Source organism: Mycolicibacterium baixiangningiae (assembly GCF_016313185.1).
In the GTDB taxonomy this organism is placed as follows: domain Bacteria; phylum Actinomycetota; class Actinomycetes; order Mycobacteriales; family Mycobacteriaceae; genus Mycobacterium; species Mycobacterium baixiangningiae.
Map to the genome: position 1 here is coordinate 2,177,595 of NZ_CP066218.1, position 22,567 is coordinate 2,200,161.

21 protein-coding genes are annotated in these 22,567 nt (G+C 68.6%); 14 read left to right on the forward strand and 7 right to left on the reverse strand.

Translation table 11 applies throughout. The features are described from left to right. Nucleotides 1-24 precede the first annotated feature (24 nt). The 9 genes from I7X18_RS10240 to proB all read left to right on the forward strand — a co-directional run bounded on the left by I7X18_RS10240 (nucleotide 25) and on the right by proB (nucleotide 11,657). On the forward strand, nucleotides 25-2,679 hold the full coding sequence (locus I7X18_RS10240; RefSeq protein ID WP_193047156.1) for a valine--tRNA ligase: 2,655 nt from the start codon (nucleotides 25-27) through the stop codon (nucleotides 2,677-2,679). Further along, nucleotides 2,679-4,088, forward strand: coding sequence for a bifunctional tetrahydrofolate synthase/dihydrofolate synthase (folC, locus tag I7X18_RS10245; RefSeq protein ID WP_193047157.1), 1,410 nt, complete (start codon nucleotides 2,679-2,681; stop codon nucleotides 4,086-4,088). The genes I7X18_RS10240 and folC overlap by 1 nt, the downstream gene beginning before the upstream one ends. An 89-nt stretch (nucleotides 4,089-4,177) precedes the next feature. Beyond that, a complete protein-coding gene (locus tag I7X18_RS10250) occupies nucleotides 4,178-4,516 on the forward strand; it encodes a DUF4233 domain-containing protein (RefSeq protein ID WP_193047291.1) in 339 nt (112 codons plus the stop codon). Nucleotides 4,517-4,547: 31 nt separating this feature from the next. After that, on the forward strand, nucleotides 4,548-4,958 hold the full coding sequence (gene ndk, locus I7X18_RS10255) for a nucleoside-diphosphate kinase (protein ID WP_193047158.1): 411 nt from the start codon (nucleotides 4,548-4,550) through the stop codon (nucleotides 4,956-4,958). 293 nt (nucleotides 4,959-5,251) lie between these two features. Continuing rightward, nucleotides 5,252-8,251, forward strand: a complete 3,000-nt coding sequence (locus I7X18_RS10260) for a ribonuclease E (RefSeq protein WP_193047159.1) — start codon at nucleotides 5,252-5,254, stop codon at nucleotides 8,249-8,251. A 162-nt stretch (nucleotides 8,252-8,413) separates the two neighbouring features. Beyond that, on the forward strand, nucleotides 8,414-8,725 hold the full coding sequence (gene rplU / locus I7X18_RS10265; protein WP_193047160.1) for a 50S ribosomal protein L21: 312 nt from the start codon (nucleotides 8,414-8,416) through the stop codon (nucleotides 8,723-8,725). Between the two features lie 13 nt (nucleotides 8,726-8,738). After that, a complete protein-coding gene (gene rpmA / locus I7X18_RS10270; protein WP_193047161.1) occupies nucleotides 8,739-8,999 on the forward strand; it encodes a 50S ribosomal protein L27 in 261 nt (86 codons plus the stop codon). 91 nt (nucleotides 9,000-9,090) lie between these two features. Then, complete coding sequence (gene obgE / locus I7X18_RS10275) at nucleotides 9,091-10,548, forward strand: GTPase ObgE (protein ID WP_193047162.1); 1,458 nt, start codon at nucleotides 9,091-9,093, stop codon at nucleotides 10,546-10,548. Continuing rightward, entirely contained in the window at nucleotides 10,545-11,657 is a 1,113-nt protein-coding gene (gene proB, locus I7X18_RS10280) for a glutamate 5-kinase (protein WP_193047163.1), read from the forward strand. Before obgE ends, proB begins: the two co-directional genes overlap by 4 nt. Here proB and I7X18_RS10285 read toward each other — a convergent pair. Genes I7X18_RS10285 through I7X18_RS10295 form a run of 3 tightly spaced genes read right to left on the reverse strand, consistent with a single transcriptional unit; the run spans nucleotide 11,601 to nucleotide 13,612 of the window. Next, nucleotides 11,601-12,191: a hypothetical protein gene (locus I7X18_RS10285; protein WP_226863891.1), complete on the reverse strand. Its 591-nt coding sequence runs from the start codon at nucleotides 12,189-12,191 to the stop codon at nucleotides 11,601-11,603. The two genes, proB and I7X18_RS10285, sit on opposite strands and share 57 nt — an antisense overlap. Before the next feature lie 9 nt (nucleotides 12,192-12,200). Next, a complete protein-coding gene (locus I7X18_RS10290; RefSeq protein WP_193047165.1) occupies nucleotides 12,201-13,037 on the reverse strand; it encodes an NAD-dependent protein deacetylase in 837 nt (278 codons plus the stop codon). 35 nt (nucleotides 13,038-13,072) lie between these two features. Continuing rightward, nucleotides 13,073-13,612, reverse strand: coding sequence for a cysteine hydrolase family protein (locus tag I7X18_RS10295; protein ID WP_193047166.1), 540 nt, complete (start codon nucleotides 13,610-13,612; stop codon nucleotides 13,073-13,075). 42 nt (nucleotides 13,613-13,654) lie between these two features. On the opposite strand from I7X18_RS10295, the gene I7X18_RS10300 reads away from it, so the two are divergent. Next, nucleotides 13,655-15,697, forward strand: coding sequence for an NAD(+) synthase (locus tag I7X18_RS10300; RefSeq protein ID WP_193047167.1), 2,043 nt, complete (start codon nucleotides 13,655-13,657; stop codon nucleotides 15,695-15,697). 100 nt (nucleotides 15,698-15,797) lie between these two features. Here I7X18_RS10300 and I7X18_RS10305 read toward each other — a convergent pair whose 3' ends face one another. Beyond that, nucleotides 15,798-16,403, reverse strand: a complete 606-nt coding sequence (locus tag I7X18_RS10305) for a cation efflux transmembrane domain-containing protein (RefSeq protein WP_193047168.1) — start codon at nucleotides 16,401-16,403, stop codon at nucleotides 15,798-15,800. Then, the gene (locus I7X18_RS10310) at nucleotides 16,403-16,732 is read right to left on the reverse strand and encodes an ArsR/SmtB family transcription factor (RefSeq protein WP_193047169.1); all 330 of its coding nucleotides are present in this window, start codon (nucleotides 16,730-16,732) and stop codon (nucleotides 16,403-16,405) included. Before I7X18_RS10310 ends, I7X18_RS10305 begins: the two co-directional genes overlap by 1 nt. Nucleotides 16,733-16,903: 171 nt before the next feature. On the opposite strand from I7X18_RS10310, the gene I7X18_RS10315 reads away from it, so the two are divergent. Then, the gene (locus I7X18_RS10315; RefSeq protein WP_193047170.1) at nucleotides 16,904-17,155 is read left to right on the forward strand and encodes a hypothetical protein; all 252 of its coding nucleotides are present in this window, start codon (nucleotides 16,904-16,906) and stop codon (nucleotides 17,153-17,155) included. 14 nt (nucleotides 17,156-17,169) lie between these two features. Here the strand turns inward: I7X18_RS10315 and I7X18_RS10320 are convergent, their stop codons facing one another. Together I7X18_RS10320 and I7X18_RS10325 are read right to left on the reverse strand one after the other, a co-directional pair. Beyond that, entirely contained in the window at nucleotides 17,170-18,030 is an 861-nt protein-coding gene (locus tag I7X18_RS10320; protein ID WP_193047171.1) for an enoyl-CoA hydratase/isomerase family protein, read from the reverse strand. After that, complete coding sequence (locus I7X18_RS10325; RefSeq protein WP_193047172.1) at nucleotides 18,027-18,899, reverse strand: ribokinase; 873 nt, start codon at nucleotides 18,897-18,899, stop codon at nucleotides 18,027-18,029. Before I7X18_RS10325 ends, I7X18_RS10320 begins: the two co-directional genes overlap by 4 nt. Before the next feature lie 71 nt (nucleotides 18,900-18,970). Here I7X18_RS10325 and I7X18_RS10330 point away from each other — a divergent pair, with 71 nt between their 5' ends. The 3 genes from I7X18_RS10330 to I7X18_RS10340 are packed head-to-tail and all read left to right on the forward strand — an operon-like array spanning nucleotide 18,971 to nucleotide 22,564. Then, nucleotides 18,971-20,218 (forward strand): glutamate-5-semialdehyde dehydrogenase, encoded by a 1,248-nt coding sequence (locus I7X18_RS10330; protein WP_193047173.1) that lies wholly within the window; start codon nucleotides 18,971-18,973, stop codon nucleotides 20,216-20,218. A 16-nt stretch (nucleotides 20,219-20,234) separates the two neighbouring features. After that, on the forward strand, nucleotides 20,235-21,122 hold the full coding sequence (locus I7X18_RS10335; protein WP_193047174.1) for an AAA family ATPase: 888 nt from the start codon (nucleotides 20,235-20,237) through the stop codon (nucleotides 21,120-21,122). Next, the gene (locus I7X18_RS10340; RefSeq protein ID WP_193047175.1) at nucleotides 21,122-22,564 is read left to right on the forward strand and encodes a vWA domain-containing protein; all 1,443 of its coding nucleotides are present in this window, start codon (nucleotides 21,122-21,124) and stop codon (nucleotides 22,562-22,564) included. The genes I7X18_RS10335 and I7X18_RS10340 overlap by 1 nt, the downstream gene beginning before the upstream one ends. The last annotated feature ends 3 nt before the right edge of the window (nucleotides 22,565-22,567 follow it).

Sequence of the window (22,567 nt, forward strand, 5' to 3'; positions counted from 1 at the left end):
CTCGCCGCTCCCTAGAATTGACCGGTGACCGCCACCCCTGACGCCCACGCCGAATCCCTGCCCAAGTCGTGGGATCCCGGCGCCGTAGAGGCGGATATCTACCAGGGCTGGGTGGAGGCCGGGTACTTCACCGCCGATCCCGCCAGCACCAAGCCGGCGTACTCCATCGTGCTGCCGCCGCCCAACGTCACGGGCAGCCTGCACATGGGCCACGCGCTCGACCACACGCTGATGGACGCGCTGACCCGGCGCAAGCGCATGCAGGGTTTCGAGGTGCTGTGGCTGCCCGGGATGGACCACGCAGGGATCGCCACGCAGACGCTGGTGGAAAAGCAACTCGCGGCCGACGGCAAGACCAAAGAGGACTTCGGCCGCGAGCTGTTCATCGACAAGGTGTGGGACTGGAAGCGGGAATCCGGCGGCACCATCGGCGCCCAGATGCGCAGGCTCGGTGACGGCGTCGACTGGAGCCGCGACCGGTTCACCATGGACGACGGACTGTCCCGCGCCGTGCGGACGATCTTCAAGAAGCTCTACGACGCCGGGCTGATCTACCAGGCCGAACGGCTGGTCAACTGGTCGCCGGTGCTCGAGACCGCGATCAGCGACCTCGAGGTCAAGTACGAGGACGTCGAGGGTGAGCTGGTCTCGTTCCGCTACGGCTCCCTCTCCGACGACGAACCGCACATCATCGTGGCCACCACCCGGGTGGAGACCATGCTCGGCGACACCGCGATCGCCGTGCACCCCGACGACGAGCGCTACCGCCACCTGGTCGGCACCACGCTGGCCCACCCGTTCTTGGATCGTCGCATCATCATTGTGGCCGACACCCACGTGGACCCCGAATTCGGAACGGGCGCAGTCAAAGTCACCCCCGCGCACGATCCCAACGACTTCGAGATCGGGGTGCGGCACTCGCTGCCGATGCCTTCGATCATGGACACCAAGGGCCGGATCGCGGACACCGGCACGCAGTTCGACGGTATGGACCGCTTCGAGGCGCGTGTCAAGGTGCGCGAGGCGCTCGCCGAGCAGGGCCGCATCGTCGCCGAGAAGCGCCCCTACCTGCACAGCGTCGGGCACTCCGAACGCAGCGGGGAGCCGATCGAGCCGCGGCTGTCGCTGCAGTGGTGGGTCAAGGTCGACGCCCTGGCCAAGGCCGCCGGTGACGCGGTGCGCAACGGCCACACCGTGATTCACCCGCCCAGCCTGGAACCGCGCTGGTTCGCCTGGGTGGACAACATGCACGACTGGTGCATCTCGCGGCAGCTCTGGTGGGGCCACCGGATCCCGATCTGGCACGGACCCGACGGCGAAACCGTCTGTGTCGGGCCCGACGAAACCCCACCGCCCGGCTGGGAGCAGGACCCTGACGTGCTCGACACGTGGTTCTCCTCGGCGCTGTGGCCGTTCTCGACGATGGGCTGGCCCGACCGCACCCCCGAACTGGAGAAGTTCTATCCGACCACCGTGCTGGTCACCGGCTACGACATCCTGTTCTTCTGGGTGGCCCGGATGATGATGTTCGGCACCTTCGTCGCCGACGACCCTGCGATCACCCTCGACGGGCAGCGCAGCGCGAAGGTGCCGTTCGAGAACGTGTTCCTGCACGGGCTGATACGCGACGAACACGGCCGCAAGATGAGCAAATCGCGTGGCAACGGTATCGACCCGCTCGACTGGGTGGAGGCATTCGGAGCCGATGCGCTGCGCTTCACGCTGGCTCGGGGTGCCAGCCCCGGCGGCGACCTCGCGATCGGCGAGGACCACGCCCGGGCGTCGCGCAATTTCGCCACGAAGTTGTTCAACGCCACGCGATTCGCGTTGATGAACGGCGCCAGCCCGGCGCCGCTGCCGGACACCGCGGCGCTCACCGACGCCGATCGCTGGATCCTCGGCCGGCTCGAAGAGGTGCGCGCGGAGGTCGATTCCGCCCTCGACGCCTACGAGTTCAGCCGGGCATGCGAAGCGCTCTACCACTTCGCCTGGGACGAGTTCTGTGACTGGTACGTCGAGCTAGCGAAAGTGCAACTCGGAGAAGGAGTTTCGCACACCACGGCGGTACTCGCCGCGGTACTCGACGCCCTGCTCAAGCTGCTGCACCCGGTCATGCCGTTCGTCACAGAGGTGCTCTGGAAGACGCTGACCGGCGGTGAGTCACTGGTCGTCGCCGACTGGCCGGAGCCGTCCGGGTTTCCGCTCGATATCGCTGCGGCACAACGCATCTCGGACGCCCAGAAGTTGATCACCGAGGTGCGTCGGTTCCGCAGCGACCAGGGCCTCGCCGACCGGCAGCGGGTGCCGGCCAGGTTGTCCGACATCGGCGCCGCCGGATTGGACGAGCACGTTCCCGCGGTACGCGCGCTGGCCTGGCTGACCGATCCGGGCGAGGGTTTCACCCCGTCGGCGTCGGTGGAGGTGCGGCTGTCGGGCGGGACCGTCGTGGTGGAGGTCGACACGTCGGGCACCGTGGACGTCGCCGCCGAACGCCGCCGGCTGGAGAAGGACCTCGCCGCCGCGCAGAAGGAGCTGTCGGGTACCGCCGCGAAGCTGGGTAACGACGCGTTCCTCGCCAAGGCCCCCGCGGAGGTGGTCGACAAGATCCGCGCCCGCCAGCAGGTGGCGCGCGAAGAGGTCGACCGGATCAACGCCCGCCTCGCCGGACTGCCGTACTGATGAGTCGACCCGAGCCCACCCCCGACGAGATCGCCGCCCTGCTGCAGGTCGAGCACCTGCTCGATCAGCGATGGCCGGAGACCAAACTCGAACCGAGCACCGCGCGGATCAGCGCGCTGCTCGAGATGCTCGGTTCACCCCAACGCGGGTACCCGTCGATCCACGTCGCCGGGACCAACGGCAAGACCTCGGTGGCCCGGATGATCGACTCACTGCTGAGGGCACTGAGCCGCCGCACCGGCCGCACCACCAGCCCGCACCTGCAGTCGGCGGTCGAGCGCATCGCGATCGACGGCGAGGCGATATCGCCCGCCCGATACGTCGAGGTCTACCGCGAGATTGAACCGTTCGTCCTGATGGTCGACCAGCAGTCCGAAGCGGCGGGCGGACCGAGGCTGAGCAAGTTCGAGGTGCTCACGGCCATGGCCTTCGCCGCGTTCGCCGACGCACCCGTCGACGTCGCGATCGTCGAAGTCGGCATGGGCGGACGGTGGGACGCCACCAACGTCGTCGACGCCCCGGTTGCCGTGATCACCCCGATCGGCATCGACCACGCCGACTACCTCGGCGACACCCTCGCCGAGATCGCAGGGGAGAAGGCGGGTATCATCACCCGCCAGCCCGACGACCTCGTCCCGACCGACACCGTGGCGGTGATCGGCCGCCAGGCGCCCGAGGCCATGGAGGTGCTACTGGCGCAGGCGCTCCGTGTCGATGCCGCGGTGGCCCGGGAGGACTCCGAGTTCACCGTGCTGTCCCGTCAGGTCGCCGTCGGCGGGCAGGTACTCGAACTACAGGGTCTCGGCGGTGTGTATCCGGAGATCTTCCTGCCGCTGCACGGCGAACATCAGGCGCACAACGCGGTGCTCGCACTGGCGGCGGTCGAGGCGTTCTTCGGCGCCGGTGCGCAGCGGCAACTCGACATCGACGCGGTGCGTGCCGGTTTCGCCGCCGCGTCCAGCCCCGGCCGGCTCGAGCGGCTCCGCAGCGCGCCGACGGTGTTCATCGACGCCGCGCACAACCCCGCCGGCGCGGCCGCCCTGGCCGACGCGCTGCAGTCCGAATTCGACTTCCGCTTCCTCATCGGGGTGGTGTCGGTGATGGGTGACAAGGACGTCGACGGCATCCTCGCGGCGCTGGAGCCGGCGTTCGACCAGATCGTCGTCACCCACAACGGGTCTCCGCGGGCACTCGAGGTCGAGGCGCTGGCCGTGCGGGCGGAGGAACGGTTCGGCCCCGAGCGGGTCATCCGGGCGGCCACGCTGCCCGACGCGATCGAGACCGCGACCGCTGTGGTCGAAGATTCCAGCAGCGGTGGCGAGGGACTTTCCGGAGCGGGGATCGTCATCACCGGTTCGGTCGTCACCGCCGGGGCCGCACGCACCCTGTTCGGACGGGACCCGCAGTGATCGATCAGCCACCGAGCGATCAGCCACCGGGCGATCAACCGCCGGGCGACCCCCAGCGGCCCGACCCGTGGCGCAGCTTCCGCGGCGTGATGGCCGGGACGTTGATCCTGGAGGCCATCGTGGTGCTGCTGGCGCTGCCGGTGGTGTCCCTCTCCGACGGCGGCTTCAAGGCGACGAGCGGCGGCTTCCTGATCTGCTTCGCCGTCGTGCTGGTGCTGCTCTGCGGTGTCCAGGGGCGGCCCTGGGCGCTGTGGGTGAACTTCGGGCTGCAGGCGGTGCTGATCGCGGGTTTCCTGGTCGACGCGGCGATCGGCTTCATCGGGGTGGTGTTCGCCGCCGTCTGGGGGCTGATCGTCTACCTGCGCGCCGAGGTCAGACGGCGTGAGCAGCGCGGGCTGCTGCCTGGCCAGCAGAGCGCCCAGGACTGACCGGCCCGCGTGCTGCAGTACGCTGTGCGCCGTGACTGAGCGGACCCTGGTTCTGATCAAGCCCGACGGCGTGCAACGGCACCTCGTCGGGGAAATCCTCGGACGGATCGAGCGGAAGGGCCTGACCATCGCGGCTCTCGAGCTGAAGACGGTCAGCGACGATCTGGCGCGGAGCCATTACGCCGAGCACGAGGGCAAGCCGTTCTTCGGTTCGCTGTTGGAATTCATCACCTCCGGGCCCGTGGTCGCCGCGATCGTGGAGGGCCCGCGCGCCGTGGCCGCGTTCCGTCAGATCGCCGGCGCCACCGATCCCGTAGAGAAGGCCACACCCGGCACCATCCGCGGTGACCTGGCCCTGGTGACCCAGGACAACCTGGTGCACGGCTCCGACTCGCCGGACTCCGCGGTCCGCGAGATCGAACTCTGGTTCCCCGGCCGCTGACGTTGTGGCGGCGCCTGGTCGGCCGGCGCCGCGTCGTATGGGATACTGGTCGCGGGTAGCCGGACTTCAACCAGAGTTCGTCGCCCGAATGAAGACTTAGACGTGCGCGACCACCGCTACCGCGGTGCGGCGCCGACCGTCCAGCCGTCATTCAGCCAGGCACTGAGTGGGTTCTGACCTGGGGCCCCTTGGAGCGAGACCACACAAGCCCGGGGAAGTCCTACCGGGTACAACAGCGGAAGCCCTCGCGTGGCCGCGTCGATACGACGCGCCCGGGGGCTTGAGGAGAATACGTGGCCGACAGTGAAAATACTCAAGCCCAAGACTCAACGGACTCTTCACAAGAGGCTCAGCCTCGAGAAAGACTTCCCGAACGCCTGAGGGTGCATTCGCTGGCCCGCGTGCTGGGCACCACCAGCAGGCGTGTCCTCGACGCGCTGACCGAACTCGACGGACGCGCACGTAGCGCGCACTCGACGATCGACAAGACCGAGGCCGAGAAGGTGCGCGAAGTGCTCGCGGCCAACGGGGACACCCCGGCCGAAGCCGTCGCCGTAGAAGCCCCGGCTGCTGAAGCCCCGGCCGTCGAGGCAGCGGCCACCGCCGAGGCCCCCGCGGTCCCGGAGATCTCCGAAGTGGCGGTCGAGACCGTCGAGGTGTCGGTCGAGGTCGCCGCCGACGACCAGCCCGAACCCGAAACCCCCGACGCCGACGGTCTGGACGCCGACGAGGAGCCGGAGTCTCGGCTGATCCTCGAGACGGCCACCGTCGAGCGGGCGGACTACCTGCCGCTCTTCGTCGCGCCCCAACCGGTGCGGTTCGAACCCGTCGACGAAGACGACGACGACGAGGATGAGGACGACGACACGGGCGCGTCGGCCGACTCCGACGACGACGACGAATCCGAGCGGCCTGCCGCACGGAGGCGTCGGCGCGGACGCCGCGGCCGCGGGCGTGGCCGTGGTGAGCAGAGCGACGAAAACGGCGATCTCGACGCCGCCGACGGCGCTGAGCCGAAGACCGACGGTCAGGCCGAGTCCGACGAGGACACCTCCGACGACTCCGACGACTGCGACGACGAAGGATCCGACGAGGACGCCGCGGGCGGTGACGGCAGCTCGCGCAGGCGGCGCCGTCGGCGGCGGCGCAAGTCCGGCGCGTCGGACGACTCCGACAACGCCTCACCTGACGATCCGCCCAACACCGTCGTGCACGAGCGTCCGCCGCGCGAGCGCGGCAGCAAGTCGACCGACAGTGGCGACAACGAGATCCAGGGCATCAGCGGTTCGACGCGGTTGGAGGCCAAGCGGCAGCGCCGTCGTGACGGTCGCGACGCGGGACGGCGGCGCCCGCCGATCTTGTCCGAGGCCGAATTCCTCGCCCGCCGCGAAGCCGTCCAACGCGTCATGGTGGTGCGCGACAAGGTCCGCACCGAACCGCCGCACGAAGGTGCGCGCTATACCCAGATCGCGGTCCTCGAGGACGGCGTCGTCGTCGAGCACTTCGTGACGTCGCCGGCGTCGGCGTCGCTGGTCGGCAACATCTACCTCGGCATCGTGCAGAACGTGCTGCCCTCGATGGAGGCGGCGTTCGTCGACATCGGCCGCGGCCGCAACGGCGTGCTCTACGCCGGTGAGGTGAACTGGGAGGCCGCCGGCCTCGGGGGCCAGAACCGCAAGATCGAACAGGCGCTCAAACCCGGCGACTATGTCGTCGTCCAGGTCAGCAAGGATCCCGTCGGACACAAGGGCGCCCGCCTGACGACGCAGGTGTCGCTGGCCGGCCGCTACCTCGTCTACGTGCCGGGCGCATCGTCCACCGGGATCAGCCGCAAACTGCCCGACACCGAGCGGCAACGGCTCAAGGAAATCCTGCGCGAGGTGGTGCCCACCGACGCAGGCGTCATCATCCGCACCGCGTCCGAGGGTGTCAAGGAAGACGACATCCGCTCCGACGTGAACCGGCTGCAGGAGCGGTGGACGCAGATCGAGGCCAAAGCCACCGAGATCACCGGTAAGAAGGCCGGCGCGGCCGTCGCGCTGTACGAAGAGCCCGACGTGCTGGTCAAGGTGATCCGCGACCTGTTCAATGAGGACTTCTCCGGGCTGATCGTGTCCGGTGACGAAGCCTGGAGCACCATCAATTCCTACGTCGAGTCCGTCGCCCCCGACCTGATGCCGCGGCTGACCAAGTACGAACCGGCCGGCGGGAATGACGGACCGGACGTGTTCGCCGTGCACCGCATCGACGAGCAGCTCGCCAAGGCCATGGACCGCAGGGTGTGGCTGCCGTCGGGCGGCACCCTGGTCATCGACCGCACCGAGGCGATGACGGTCGTCGACGTCAACACCGGCAAGTTCACCGGGTCGGGCGGCAACCTCGAGCAGACCGTCACCCGCAACAACCTCGAGGCCGCCGAGGAGATCGTCCGCCAGCTCCGGCTGCGCGACATCGGCGGCATCATCGTCATCGACTTCATCGACATGGTGCTCGAGTCGAACCGTGATCTGGTGCTGCGGCGGCTGACCGAGGCGCTGGGCCGTGACCGCACGCGCCACCAGGTGTCCGAGGTGACGTCGCTGGGCCTGGTCCAGTTGACCCGTAAACGCCTGGGCACCGGACTGATCGAGGCGTTCTCCACCCCGTGTCCGCACTGCGGGGGCCGCGGGATCGTGCTGCACGGCGATCCGATCGACAATGCTTCGGCGGGCAACGGTCGCAAGTCCGAACCGGGCACCGGCCGGCGCAGTAAGCGCGGCAAGAAGGCTGCCAAGCCCGAGGAGGTGCCGGTGGTCAAGGTCCCGCCGCACCCCGCAGGTGAGCACCCGATGTTCAAGGCGATGGCCGCCGCCACCGGCGGACATCCCGAGGACGACGAGGACTCCGACGACGACTCGGCCGACGAGACGCCCCGCATTCTCGAGGCCGACGCGGAGAAGGTGCACGACGCCGTCGCCGAAGAACTCGACGACGAGGACTTCGAGGATTCGGACGAGGATTCGGACGAGGATTCGGACGACGACTCCGATGAGTCCGAGGACGACGAGATCGAACTCGACGACGACGACGATGAAGACGACGAAGACGACGACATCGAGGTCATCGACGACGACGAGGACTCCGAGGACGATGACGAGGACTCCGAGGACTCCGAGGACGACGCGCCTGATGAGTCTGATGACGAGCCCGAGGAAGACGACGAACTGGAGGAACCCGAGGTGATCGCGGCGCCCGTGCGGCGTCCGCGGCGGCGTGCTGCGGCACGTCCGGCGGGTCCGCCCAGCGGCGAGTAGGCGGTTTGACCCTTTACCTGCTGGTCACGTACCCTTGACCAGTTGCCGCCAGGCTCACTGCCGGCGGCGGTGGGATCGAATCGACACCCGCACCCAGACCCGCGCACGCAACCTCCGGGTAAGGCAGTGCGCGTAACGGCTACGGAAGAGGACTAGGACACGATGGCGAGCTACGCAATCGTCAAGACCGGCGGCAAGCAGTACAAGGTCGCCGTTGGTGACGTGGTCAAGGTCGAGAAGCTCGACACCGAGCCGGGCGCGTCGGTGTCGCTGCCGGTCGCTCTGGTCGTCGACGGGGCCAACGTCACCACCAAGGCCGATGACCTGGCCAAGGTCGCGGTCACCGGTGAGGTGCTCGAGCACACCAAGGGCCCCAAGATCCGGATCCACAAGTTCAAGAACAAGACCGGCTATCACAAGCGTCAGGGCCACCGTCAGCAGCTGACGGTCCTGAAGGTCACCGGCATCAAGTAGCGGAGGCGTAGACATGGCACACAAGAAGGGCGCGTCCAGTTCGCGCAACGGTCGTGACTCCAATGCCCAGCGCCTCGGCGTCAAGCGTTTCGGCGGCCAGGTCGTCAAGGCCGGCGAGATCCTCGTGCGGCAGCGCGGCACCCACTTCCATCCGGGAGTGAACGTCGGCCGCGGCGGCGACGACACGCTGTTCGCCACCGCTCCGGGCTCTGTCGAGTTCGGCAGCCGGCGCGGCCGCAAGACGATCAACATCGTTCCGGTCGTTCGGGACTGACACCACCCGGGACTTACGCCAATGTGAAGCTGCTGCGAATTTCCCCCGGGATACTCGCAGCAGCTTCACGTTCGGTGAGAGGTAAGTCCTGATGCCCCGGTTCGTCGACCGCGTCGTCATCCACGCGAAGGCGGGCAACGGTGGCAACGGCTGCGCCTCTGTGCACCGCGAGAAGTTCAAACCGCTCGGGGGTCCCGACGGCGGTACCGGTGGACGCGGCGGCAGCATCGTGCTGGTCGTCGACCCGCAGGTGCACACCCTGCTCGACTTCCACTTCCATCCGCATGTCGTGGCCCCGTCCGGTAAACAGGGCGCGGGCAGCAACCGCGACGGCGCGGCCGGCTCGGATCTCGAGGTCAAGGTGCCCGACGGCACCGTCGTACTCGACGAAGAGGGCCGCGTGCTGGCCGATCTCGTCGGCGCGGGCACCCGGTTCGAAGCCGCGGCCGGCGGTCGCGGCGGCCTCGGCAACGCGGCGCTGGCCTCCCGGTCCCGCAGGGCTCCCGGGTTCGCGCTGCTGGGCGAGAAGGGTCAGATCCGCGAACTCACCCTCGAGCTGAAGACGGTCGCCGACATCGGCCTGATCGGTTTCCCCTCGGCGGGTAAATCTTCACTGGTCTCGACGATCTCGGCGGCCAAGCCGAAGATCGCCGACTACCCGTTCACCACGCTGGTGCCCAACCTCGGCGTGGTCTCGGCAGGGGAGCACACCTTCACCGTGGCCGACGTGCCCGGCCTGATCCCCGGCGCCTCCGAAGGACGTGGGCTCGGCCTGGAATTCCTGCGCCACATCGAACGCTGCGCGGTGCTGGTGCACGTCATCGACTGCGCGACCATGGAACCCGGCCGTGACCCGGTCTCCGACATCGAGGCGCTCGAAGCCGAACTGGCTGCCTACCGCCCCACATTGCAGGGCGACTCGACGCTGGGCGACCTCGCCGATCGCCCACGTGCGGTGGTGCTGAACAAGATCGACGTGCCCGACGCCCGGGAACTGGCCGACTTCCTCCGCGACGAGATCTCAGAGCGGTTCGGCTGGCCGGTGTTCGCGGTCTCCACCGTGACGCGAGAAGGTCTGCGGCCGTTGATCTTCGCGCTGTGGGACATGGTCAGCGCCTACCGCGAGGCGCAGCCGCCGGTCGTGCCGCGCCGCCCGATCATCCGGCCCATCGCCGTCGACGAGACCGGATTCTCCGTTCAGCCCGACGGGGAGGGTGGGTTCGTGGTGCGCGGCGCCCGCCCCGAACGGTGGATCAACCAAACCGATTTCGACAATGCCGAGGCCGTCGGCTACCTGGGCGACCGGTTGGCCCGCCTCGGTGTCGAAGACGAGCTGCTGCGGCTCGGCGCCAAGCCGGGATGCGCGGTGACGATCGGCGACGTGACATTCGACTGGGAACCGCAGACACCGGCCGGCGTGGATGTGCAGATGTCCGGGCGCGGCACCGACCTCCGGCTCGAGCAGACCGACCGCATTTCGGCCGCCGAACGCAAGATCGCCCGGCGGGAGCGCCGCCAGTCCGGCGACGAGCCCGGCGGTGAGGAGTGACCGACGCGCCTTCCCGGCACCGCGAGGCCGTCCGCACCGCGCGTAGCGTCGTCGTCAAGATCGGCACCACCGCGCTGACCACCCCCAGCGGGGTGTTCGACGCCAACCGGCTGGCCACCCTGGTCGAGGCGATCGAGAAGCGGATGCGGGCCGGTTCCGATGTGGTGATCGTGTCATCCGGCGCCATCGCCGCGGGTATCGAACCGTTGCGGCTGTCGAAGCGGCCGACGGATCTGGCGACCAAACAGGCCGCCGCCAGCGTGGGGCAGGTCGCGCTGATCAACTCGTGGAGCACCGCCTTCGCCCACTACGAACGCACCGTCGGGCAGGTGTTGCTGACCGCACACGACATCTCGATGCGCGCACAGCACACCAATGCTCAACGCACGCTGGACCGGCTGCGGGCCCTGCACGCGGTCGCGATCGTCAACGAGAACGACACCGTGGCGACCAACGAGATCCGGTTCGGCGACAACGACCGGCTTTCGGCGCTGGTGGCCCACCTCGTCGGTGCGGACGCGTTGGTGCTGCTCTCCGACATCGACGGCCTCTACGACTCCGACCCTCGAAAGTCCAACGCGCGCTTCATCTCCGAGGTGGCCGACCCGGGTGACCTCGATGGGGTGGTGGCCGGGCGCGGCAGCACTCTGGGAACCGGTGGCATGGCCTCGAAGCTGTCGTCGGCACTGCTGGCCGCCGACGCGGGCGTCCCGGTGCTGCTCGCCGCTGCCGCCGACGCCGCCACCGCACTGTCCGACGCGTCCGTGGGCACCGTGTTCGCCCCACGCGCCGAACGGATGTCGTCGCGGCGGTTCTGGGTGCGGTATGCCGCCGAATCCGCCGGTGCGCTCACCCTCGACCAGGGGGCGGTCAACGCCGTTGTGGGACAGCGGCGTTCACTGCTTCCTGCGGGCATCACCTCGGTGTCGGGGCGGTTCTACGCCGGCGACGTCGTCGAGTTGCGGGCGCCCGATGCGACGATGGTGGCCCGCGGGGTGGTCGCCTACGACGCGACCGAACTCGCCACCATGCTGGGCCGTTCGACCTCCGCGCTACCCGCCGACATGCGCAGACCGGCTGTCCACGCCGACGACCTCGTCGCGGTCTGACCGGACCTCGACGCCGTGTGACTCGGCGGTCGCGATGAGGGCGTTGCGCACCGCGGGATCGGCGAGCAGAACCGTGGCGAGCATGCCCGGTGCCAGCGTCCGTTCACGCAACAGCCCGCGGTAGTGCACCTCGGCGGGGATGGCCACGTCGAACGCGTCGCGGAACACACCGTCGACCGTCGCGACGATCAGCGTCAGCACGGCCTGTGATGCGACGCCGAGTGCGACACCGCGGAACGGGAACCAGGGCAGCGGGAGCTTGCCGATCTGCTTGTCGAGGGCGCCGGAGAGCAGATAGCCGGCGAGCTTGTGCGTCTCGATCTCCTTGACGTCCGACCACTGCGCGGCGTCGCCGTCGAACTCCATCTCCTCCCCGCTGATGGCCACCCCGCCGAAGTGGTTCAGCAGCCGAAGCAGGTCGCGGAGCGGTTCGGGTCCCGGTGTCAGCCGGGCCAGCGCGTCGCCGATGCCGGCCGCCCATCGTCCGTCGATTGCGCCGGGGCCTGGTCTGAGTTGCTCGAGAAGTGCGGGCACCCCGCCCATCTAAGCCGAACGCGCCAGCGCGGGCAGTTCGTCGGCCAGCAGCGCCAGCATCGGTGAGCAGCCGTTGTCGAGTTTCACGGTGGCGAGGTCGTCCCCGCGGGTGGGGCCGCGGTTGACGATCGCGATCGGCATCTGGCGGGCCGCGGCGTGCCGGACGAACCGGTAGCCGGAGAACACCGTCAGCGACGAGCCCGCCACCAGCAGCACGTCCGCGTCCTCGACCATCGCGAAGGCCTGCTCCACCCGCGGTTTGGGCACGCTCTCCCCGAAGTAGACGATGTCGGGTTTGAGCATGCCGCCGCAGGCCGGGCAGTCGACGATGCGGAAGCTGCCCGTATCGCCGATCACGGCGTCGGCGTCCGGCGCGACCGCGATCCCGCCCACCGCTTCTGCGCGCTCGAGGAAGCCGGGGTTGGCCGCCTCGAGCAGTTCGGCGAGAGCCGCGCGCGCCATGGTGTGGCTGCAGTCCAGGCAGATCACCCGCGCGTACGTGCCGTGCAGGTCGACGACGTTCCGACTGCCGGCCTTCGTGTGCAGCAGATCCACGTTCTGGGTGATCAGCCCGCTGACCACCCCGGAGCGCTCCAAGGCGGCCAGCGCACGGTGGCCGGCGTTGGGCAGGGTGGCCGCCATGTGCCGCCAGCCGACGTGATTGCGTGCCCAGTACCGCTGGCGGAACGCCGGGTCGGATGTGAACTGCTGGATGGTCATCGGATTGCTGGGCGGGGAGTCGGGTCCGCGGTAATCCGGGATACCGGAGTCGGTCGACATTCCCGCGCCCGTGAGTACCGCGACGCGGCGGCCGGCGAGCAGCGCGACCAGTTCCGGTGATTCCACCCTGTCCAGACTACGGCCGGCCTTTCGGCGGGGCGTCAGTTCAGACAGTCCGCGGCCGGGATCAGCTCGGCGCTCATGTTCTGCTCCATCATCTTCAGCGCGGCCTCGCCCAGGCCGTCGTCGATGTGGGCGACCGCGTCTGGGGGGACGACCACCTGGAAGTGCCGGACATACGCGTCGAGCGCGGTGTAGAGGATGCACTGCTCGGTGACCTCACCGGTCAGGACGACACGCTCCGGCTGGAGCTGCCTCAGCAGATAGGCCAGGGGGGTGGCGTAGAACGCGCTGTGCCGGACCTTCGTCATCAGGCGGCTGCCCGGCTGCGGGACGATCGGCTTCACCAGATCGGGCCGTGCTCCACCGAGGGCCGAGTCGACGATGTCGGTGAACTCCGCGCTGAAGTCGCCGTAGTTGTCGTTGACGTAGATGAGGTCGACGTCGTCCCGGTGGTGCGCCTCGTCGACCAGCCTGGCGATCGGATCGACGATCTCGGCAGCGTTCGGGATCAGCTTGTCGGCGTCGGGATGGTCATAGGTGTTCATCATGTCGATGATCAATACGGAGGTCCTACTCATGGCGCCCGCATACCCCGAACTGATGGCGGGCAACAATGTGGCATGAACTTTTTCTCGGCTTACCGGCACGGCTTCGTGCGCGTCGCCGCGTGCACCCACACGACCGCTCTGGCCGACCCGGCGGGCAACGCCAAGTCGGTGCTGGCATTGGCACACGCGTGCCATGACGACGGTGTCGCTCTGGCGGTGTTCCCCGAGCTGACGCTGACCGGCTACTCCGTCGAGGACATCGTGCTGCAGGACGCGCTGCTCGAAGCGGTCGAGTCGGCGCTGCTCGACATCGTCGGCCGGTCGGCGGACCTGCTGCCGGTGCTGGTGGTCGGCGCGCCGCTGCGCCACCGCAACCGGGTGTTCAACACGGCGGTGGTGATCCACCGCGGCCGGATCCTGGGCGTGGTGCCGAAGTCCTACATCCCCAACTACCGCGAGTTCTACGAGAAGCGCCAGATCGCCGCGGGCGACGAGGAACGAGGCGAGATCCGGCTTGGTGGTGACGAGGTGCCGTTCGGGCCGGACCTCCTGTTCGCGGCCGCTGATCTGCCCGCGTTCGTCCTCCACGTCGAGATCTGCGAGGACATGTGGGTTCCGGTACCGCCGAGTGCCGAGGCGGCGCTGGCCGGGGCGACGGTGCTGGCCAACCTGTCCGGCAGTCCGATCACGATCGGGCGGGCGGAGGATCGCAACCTCTACGCGCGCTCGGCGTCGTCGCGGTGCCTGGCGGCATACGTGTATGCCGCGGCGGGGGAGGGCGAGTCGACGACGGACCTGGCCTGGGACGGGCAGACGATGATCTGGGAGAACGGCGTGTGTCTGGCCCAGTCCGAACGGTTCCCGAAGGGGGTGCGGCGTTCGGTGGCCGATGTCGATGTCGAACTGCTGCGCAACGAACGCGTCCGGATGGGCACGTTCGACGACAACCGGCGCCACCACCTGATCGACGAGGACTCGTTCCGGCGGATCGAGTTCACGCTCGACCCACCGGCCGACGACATCGGGTTGTGCCGCGAGGTGGAGCGGTTCCCGTTCGTGCCGGCCGACCCCGCGCGGCTGGAACAGGACTGCTACGAGGCCTACAACATCCAGGTAGCCGGACTCGAACAGCGTCTGCGCGCGCTGGATTTCCCGAAGATCGTGCTGGGACTCTCGGGCGGGCTGGACTCCACCCATGCGCTGATCGTGGCGGCGCACGCGATGGACCGCGAGGAACGGCCGCGCAGCGACATCCTCGCATTCACGTTGCCGGGGTTCGCGACCGGTGAGCGCACGAGGAACAACGCGACGCGGTTGGCTGCGGCGCTCGGTGTGACGTTCGAGACCATCGACATCAGGTCGACTGCCGAACTGATGCTCAAGGAGATGGACCATCCGTTCTCGCGCGGCGAGAAGGTCTACGACGTCACGTTCGAGAACGTCCAGGCCGGCCTGCGCACGGATTACCTTTTCCGCCTTGCCAATCAGCGAGGCGGCATCGTGCTGGGCACCGGTGACCTGTCCGAGCTGGCGCTGGGCTGGTCGACCTACGGTGTGGGTGACCAGATGTCGCATTACAACGTCAACGGCGGCGTACCGAAGACGTTGATCCAGCACCTGATCCGCTGGGTGATCTCGTCGAAGCAGTTCGACGACACGGTCAACGACGTACTGCAGTCGGTACTCGACACCGAGATCAGCCCGGAGTTGGTGCCTGCCGGTGAGGACGAGGAGATCCAGAGCAGCGAGGGTAAGGTCGGACCCTATGTCCTGCAGGACTTCTCGCTGTTCCAGGTCTTGCGGTACGGTTTCCGGCCGTCGAAGGTGGCGTTCCTCGCCTGGCACGCGTGGAGCGACGCCGAGCACGGGGACTGGCCGACGGGGTACCCGGAGAGTAAGCGGCCGACCTACTCGCTCGGTGAGATCAGGCACTGGCTGCAGGTGTTCGCCCAGCGGTTCTACTCGTTCAGCCAGTTCAAGCGGTCGGCTCTGCCCAATGGCCCCAAGGTATCCGCCGGCGGCTCACTGTCCCCGCGCGGCGACTGGCGCGCGCCGTCGGACATGTCGGCACGGGTGTGGCTCGACGAGATCGAGAACTCGATCCCGGAGAGCTGATGGCGTTGACGCTGCGCTGAGGGCGCAAGAGTGCGAGTGGTGTGCGCCCTGCGCGCAGAGTCAACGGCCGTCGCGCAGGCCCCGATCACCGGTGCGGCCATCAGCAGCACGCGTCCCCGCGCCAGGCGTTCACGCCCTCGCGCACCGCGATCGCCGCGATGCCCAGAGCGGCCACCGGGTCGGCCCACTGCCAGCCGAGCGTGCTGTTGAGTACCAGGCCGATGAGCAGCACCGCGGACAGGTATGTGCACAGCAGAGTCTGTTTGGAATCCGCGACGGCAGACAGTGATCCGAGTTCCCGACCGGCGCGACGTTGTGTCAGCGACAGCACCGGCATGATGAGCAGGCTCGCGGCGGCCAGGACGATCCCGATCAGTGACGGGCGCGGCTCGCGCATGCCGAGCAGTGACAGCACCGCGTCGACGGTGACGTAGGCGGCGAGGGCGAAGAACGAGAAGGCGATGAAGCGCAGCGCGGCCTTCTCACGCGTCTCGGGGTCACGTGCGGCGAACTGCCACGCGACAGCGGCCGCGGACGACACCTCGATCACCGAGTCGAGGCCGAACCCGACCAACGCCGACGACGACACCCGCACGCCCTCGGTCAGCGCGACGAGCGCCTCGACGACGTTGTAGGCGATTGTGGCGGCGACCAGCAGACGCACACGCCGCGTCAACGTGGCACGACGAGCCGTCGAGGTGGCCATCAGCAGCACGCCTCGTCGTCGGCGGTCGGACAGCACGCGGGGTCGACGGTCAGCACCAGGCCGAGTAGATCGTCGAGCGCGTGGGCGATGCGCGGGTCGGACAGTTCGTAGCGGCTTCGACGGCCCTCGGGTGACACGGTGACCAGCCCGCATCCGCGCAGGCACGCGAGGTGGTTGGAAAGGATCTGACGGGACACCCCGATGCGATCGGCGAGTTCCGACGGGTAGCCCGGGCCGTCCCGCAGAATCAGCAGGATCTCCGCGCGCGTGGCGTCCGACAGCGCACAACCGAATCTGGACAACGCATCGCTGCGGATGACCGTCTGCATGCCCCCGGATAATACATCGGAACATGAATTCAGGTAATGCTGAACTTCACGAACTCGGGGCGACTGCCTGCTACCGGGTAGCGGCGAATGGAGGGCAGCGTCGATGACATGCCTCAGTGCGGCAGCGACTCTGGAGTCAGAGAAGAAGACAGCGTTTCGACAGGAGTGACCATGCGTAACAGGAAAGTGATGCGGACGGCGGTGCTGACGATCGGCATCGCCATGTCGGTCTTCGCGGCGCCGTTGGCGAACGCGGCGCCGAGCGGACCGACGTGCTCGGCAACAGCGCTCTCCACGCTGTGTCAGTCACCGGGCAACGCTCAGGTCGTCGCCAGGCCGCCGGTGGTCGACTACCAAGCGCAGCTGCCGTATTACGGCGGATACGGGTTCTACCCCTTCGGAATCGGCAGAATGCACAGGTGAGCGACGGCGGACGCCTACAAGCGCCCGTCCACTCGCAACGCCGGATGCACCCACTCGGGTGAGCGCCGCTCCTTGAAGGCCATGAACCCTTCGATCGACTCCGGTGCGCCCAGGCTCGACTGCATACCGATGCGGTCGTAGAGGCCGATGTAATTGTCGATGCTGGACTTGATCACCGCCCTGGCCTTGGGGGCCGTGCGGCAACACTGCGTCAGCACCTCACGTGCGGCGTCGTGGAGGTCGTCGTGCGGGACCACCCGCGCCACCATGCCCCAGTCCAGCGCCTCGGCGGCCGACAGCGTGCGGCCGGTGAACATGAGGTCGCGGGTGCGCACCGGCCCGATCAGCCGCGCCAGCATGTGGCTGTAATAGGTGTCGGCGATGCCGCGGTAGAGCTCCGGCACCCGGAACGTCGCACGATCGCTGACCACCGCCATGTCGGCGCACAGCGCGATCTGCAGCCCGCCACCCTGACAGAGCCCGTTCACTGCTGCCACAACGGGTTTCGCGGACTGGCGCAGGGTGTCGAACGGCAACGCATCCATACCCAGCGCCGTGCCGAAGGTCAGCCAGTTGTCCGCGCCGCCGCCGCCCATGTCGCCGCCCGGCGCGAATACGTCGCCCGTCCCGGTGATCAGCAGACCCGCAAGGTCGGGATCCGTCCCGACATGGTTCACGGCGTACTTGATCCCGAAGTACATCGCGGGTGTCATCGCGTTCCGCGCCTCGGGCCGATCGAGCGTGCACAACCCGAAGGCGCCCTCCCGGGTGAAGCGCAGAAACTGCGTGCCCAGCCAGTCGCCGTCCGGCGGGCGGGGTGTGCCGTGCTCCGACCCCTTCGTCTCTGACCCCTCTTTTTCTGACGTCGTCGTCATCGCTTCTCCTGTCGTCTCATTGCATCGTCGATCGCATCAGCGGTGGGGGCGCAGTCACCGGCGCCGGGTACCAGGGTGGCCAGCGCTCCCGCGGTGCACGCGCGGCGGAGCGCATCTTCAGGGCCGGAGCGCCAGTGCGCGGCCAGCACTCCTGCGAACACGTCACCGGCGCCGGTGCTGTCGACGGCCTCGACCGTCGGTGCCGGGATGTCGAACCGCTCACCGTCGCCGATGTAGCTGGCGCCACGGGCGCCGCGGGTGATCACCAGATGCGGTACATGCCAATGCCATTCGCCGGCCTCAGCCTGGTTGACCACCACGACGTCGGTCGCTTCGGCAAGCCTCAGCAGTTCGTGGGGCGGCGCGCCCGCGGGCGAGGCGTTCACGATGACCAACGCTCCCGCGGCACGCGCCACCCGGGCCGCGTCGTTCGCGGTGGCCAGGGGGATCTCGAGCTGCAGCAGAACGACATCGGACTCCGAGATCACCGCGCGCACCGCGGGGGAGTTCAGGGTCAGGTGTGCGTTGGCGCCGGGTGCGACGACGATCGTGTTCTCGGCCGCGGAGTCGACGGTCACGACGGCCGATCCGCTGGGGCCGGGCATCGTCGCGACACCGTCGAGGCCGACACCGTTGTCGCGCAGGTGACTGCGCAACTGCCCGGCGGCCGCGTCGTCACCCAGCGCGCCCACCAGTCGCACGTCGGCGCCCGCGCGTGCTGCGGCGATCGCCTGATTGCCACCCTTGCCGCCGGGAGAGGAGGACATCGAGGAGGCGAGCACGGTCTGGCCGGGCCTGGGCAGTGACGGCACCGTGAAACGCAGGTCGGCGTTGATGCTGCCCACCACGCAGACTCGCGCCGCCACCATGGGCCCACGCTAGACCAGCCGTCGGCCTGACATGCGTCGAGTGGCCGCGTCACCTTCGATACGCTGGACTGATGAGTGTGCACGCCCCCGCAGTGCCCGATCTGCGCACCGAGGTCCACGACGCCGCCCGCCGGGCCCGGGTCGCCTCGCGAGCGCTGGCGACGCTGTCCACCGAGACGAAGAACCAGGCACTGCGCGCGGCAGCCGACCGGGTGCTCATGGACGCGCACCTGATCATCGCGGCCAACAAGCGGGACCTCGAGAAAGCCGAGGCTGCGGGTACGCCGGCCGCGATGCTCGACCGACTGGCGCTGGACCCCCAGCGCATCGACGGGGTGGCGGCCGGGCTGCGCCAGGTCGCGAGCCTGCCGGACCCGGTGGGTGAGGTGCTGCGCGGCAGCACGTTGGTCAACGGCCTGCAGCTACGTCAGCAGCGGGTACCGCTCGGCGTGGTCGGCATCGTCTACGAGGGTCGCCCCAATGTCACCGTCGACGCATTCGGGCTCACGCTGAAATCGGGCAACGCGGTGCTGTTGCGCGGCAGTTCGTCGGCGGCGCACTCCAACGCCGCGCTCGTCGACTCGCTGCGCGCCGCCCTGATCGCCGAGGCCCTCGACGCCGATGCGGTGCAGCTGCTGCCGAGCCACGACCGCGCCAGCGTCACCCACCTCATCCAGGCCCGCGGCCTGGTCGACGTGGTGATCCCACGCGGCGGCGCCGGCCTGATCGACGCCGTCGTCCGCGACGCGCAGGTGCCCACGATCGAGACCGGGGTGGGCAACTGTCACGTCTACGTGCACTCCGCGGCCGACCTCGACATGGCCGAATCCATCCTGCTCAACGCCAAGACCCGACGGCCCAGCGTCTGCAACGCCGCCGAGTCGCTGCTCGTCGACGCCGCCATCGCCGAGCACGCCGTACCCCGGCTGACCAAAGCGCTGCAGGACGCGGGGGTGACCGTCCACGCCGACCCGACCGACGAAGAACTGCGCACCGAATTCCTGTCGATGGACATCGCGCTGGCCGTGGTCGACGGCGTCGACGCCGCGATCGCGCACATCAACAAATACGGCTCCGGGCACACCGAGGCCATTGTCACGACGGATCTCGCTGCCGCGCAACGGTTCTCCGAACGCGTGGATGCAGCCGCGGTGATGGTCAACGCGTCGACGGCGTTCACCGACGGTGAGCAGTTCGGTTTCGGCGCCGAGATCGGGATCTCCACCCAGAAGTTGCACGCCCGCGGGCCGATGGGTCTGCCAGAATTGACGTCAACCAAGTGGATTGTGTGGGGAGACGGCCACACCCGCCCTGCCTAGATCGGAGCATTTCTTCGTGAGTGTCCCCGCACGTCCGGCCCCGCTGTTCGCCGACATCGACGATGTCGCGCGCCGGCTGGCCGAGACCGGATACCTACCCGACACCGCGACGGCCACCGCGGTGTTCCTGGCCGACCGGCTGGGCAAACCGCTGCTCGTCGAGGGGCCCGCGGGTGTCGGCAAGACCGAACTCGCCCGTGCCGTCGCGCAGACGACCGGCTCCGAGCTGGTCCGGCTGCAGTGCTACGAGGGTGTCGACGAGTCCCGGGCGCTCTACGAGTGGAACCACGCCAAGCAGATCCTGCGGATCCAGGCCGGTAACGCCGCCGACGTGGGCGATTGGGACCGCACCAAGCTCGACGTGTTCTCCGAGGAGTTCCTGTTGTCGCGGCCGCTGCTGACCGCGATCCGCCGCACCGACCCGACCGTGCTGCTGATCGACGAGACCGACAAGGCCGACATCGAGATCGAGGGTCTGCTGCTCGAGGTGCTCTCGGACTTCGCGGTGACCGTGCCGGAACTGGGCACCATCAAGGCCGAACGCACCCCGTTCGTGGTGTTGACGTCGAACGCCACCCGGGAGCTCTCCGAGGCGCTCAAGCGGCGGTGCCTCTTCCTGCACATCGACTTTCCAAATGCCGACCTCGAGCGGCGCATCCTGCTCTCGCGGGTGCCCGAACTGCCCGAGCACATCGCCTCCGAACTCGTCCGCATCATCGGCGTGCTGCGCGGGATGCAGCTCAAGAAGCTGCCGTCGGTGGCCGAGACCATCGACTGGGGCCGCACGGTACTGGCGCTCGGTATGGACACCATCGACGACGCGATGATCGCCGCCACCCTCGGCGTGGTGCTCAAACACCAGTCCGACCAGCAGCGCGCCGCCGGAGAGTTAAGGCTGAACTGATGCCGCCGCGCCGCGTCCGACCGCCACAGCCGCTCGCCCCGCACGGGATCCCCGGCCATCTGGTCGAGTTCGTCGAGGCGCTGCGCAAACAAGGCATCTCGGTCGGTCCGTCCGAGACGGTCGACGCCGGCCGGGTGATGGGCGTGCTCGGTCTCGGTGACCGGGAGGTGCTGCGCGAAGGCCTCGCGTGTGCGGTGCTGCGGCGGCCGGATCATCGCGACACCTACGACGCGATGTTCGACCTGTTCTTCCCGGCCGCGATGGGCGGTAAGACCGTGCTCGCCGACGAGGACGCCGACCCCGACGGGCAGAGCCTGCCGCCCGAGGACGTCGAGGCGATGCGCGAGGCGCTGGTGAAGCTGTTGACCGACAACCCCGAACTCGCCGAACTCGACGAACGGCTGACGGCGATGATCGCCCAGATCGTCGAGTCCTACGGCCGCTACAACTCCAGCCGGGGTCCGTCGTATTCGTCGTATCAGGCGCTCAAGGCGATGAGCCTCGACGACCTCGAGGGCCGCCTACTCGCCGGGTTGCTGGCGCCATACGGCGACGAACCCACACCCACTCAGGAACAGATCGCCAAGGCCATGGCCGCGAGACGGATATCGCAGCTCCGGAACATGGTCGAGGGGGAGACCAAACGGCGGACTGCCGAGCAGCTCGGGCGCGACCATGTGCAGATGTACGGGGTGCCCCAGCTCGCCGAGAACGTCGAGTTCCTGCGGGCGTCCGGTGAGCAGCTGCGCCAGATGCGCCGGGTGGTCGCCCCGTTGGCACGGACACTGGCCACGCGGCTCGCCGCGCGCCGCCGCCGTTCCCGGGCGGGAGAGATCGATATGCGCAAGACACTGCGCAAGTCGATGTCGACCGGGGGAGTGCCCATCGACGTCGTCCTCAAGAAGCCGCATCCGGCGCGGCCGGAACTGATCGTGCTGTGCGACGTGTCGGGGTCGGTCGCCGGGTTCAGCAACTTCACGCTGATGCTCGTTCACGCGCTGCGCCAACAGTTCAGTCGGGTTCGCGTCTTTGCCTTTATCGACACCACCGACGAGGTGACCCAGTTGTTCGGGCCCGACGCCGATCTCGCGGTCGCGGTGCAGCGCATCACCCGTGAGGCCGGCGTGTACACCCGCGACGGGCACTCCGACTACGGCAACGCCTTCGTGTCGTTCCTGCACAAGTATCCGGCGGCGCTCTCCCCGCGCAGCTCGCTGCTGGTGCTCGGCGACGGACGCAACAACTACCGCAATCCGGAAACGGAGTTGCTGGCGCGGATGGTCAACGCCAGCCGCCACGCGCACTGGCTGAACCCGGAACCGAAACACCTGTGGGGAAGCGGTGATTCGGCCACACCGCGGTACGAGGACATCATCACCATGCACGAGTGCCGGTCGGCCAAACAGCTGGCCGCGGTGATCGATCAGCTACTGCCCGTCTGACCG

Coding starts and splice junctions, on each gene's coding strand:
- I7X18_RS10305 (WP_193047168.1), bottom strand. CDS start 16,403: ATGGCCACCTCGACGGCTCGTCGTGCCACGTTGACGCGGCGTGTGCGT.
- rplU (WP_193047160.1), top strand. CDS start 8,414: ATGGCGAGCTACGCAATCGTCAAGACCGGCGGCAAGCAGTACAAGGTC.
- I7X18_RS10310 (WP_193047169.1), bottom strand. CDS start 16,732: ATGCAGACGGTCATCCGCAGCGATGCGTTGTCCAGATTCGGTTGTGCG.
- rpmA (WP_193047161.1), top strand. CDS start 8,739: ATGGCACACAAGAAGGGCGCGTCCAGTTCGCGCAACGGTCGTGACTCC.
- I7X18_RS10340 (WP_193047175.1), top strand. CDS start 21,122: ATGCCGCCGCGCCGCGTCCGACCGCCACAGCCGCTCGCCCCGCACGGG.
- I7X18_RS10250 (WP_193047291.1), top strand. CDS start 4,178: ATGGCCGGGACGTTGATCCTGGAGGCCATCGTGGTGCTGCTGGCGCTG.
- I7X18_RS10295 (WP_193047166.1), bottom strand. CDS start 13,612: ATGAGTAGGACCTCCGTATTGATCATCGACATGATGAACACCTATGAC.
- I7X18_RS10300 (WP_193047167.1), top strand. CDS start 13,655: ATGAACTTTTTCTCGGCTTACCGGCACGGCTTCGTGCGCGTCGCCGCG.
- I7X18_RS10315 (WP_193047170.1), top strand. CDS start 16,904: ATGCGTAACAGGAAAGTGATGCGGACGGCGGTGCTGACGATCGGCATC.
- obgE (WP_193047162.1), top strand. CDS start 9,091: ATGCCCCGGTTCGTCGACCGCGTCGTCATCCACGCGAAGGCGGGCAAC.
- I7X18_RS10330 (WP_193047173.1), top strand. CDS start 18,971: ATGAGTGTGCACGCCCCCGCAGTGCCCGATCTGCGCACCGAGGTCCAC.
- I7X18_RS10320 (WP_193047171.1), bottom strand. CDS start 18,030: ATGACGACGACGTCAGAAAAAGAGGGGTCAGAGACGAAGGGGTCGGAG.
- I7X18_RS10325 (WP_193047172.1), bottom strand. CDS start 18,899: ATGGTGGCGGCGCGAGTCTGCGTGGTGGGCAGCATCAACGCCGACCTG.
- folC (WP_193047157.1), top strand. CDS start 2,679: ATGAGTCGACCCGAGCCCACCCCCGACGAGATCGCCGCCCTGCTGCAG.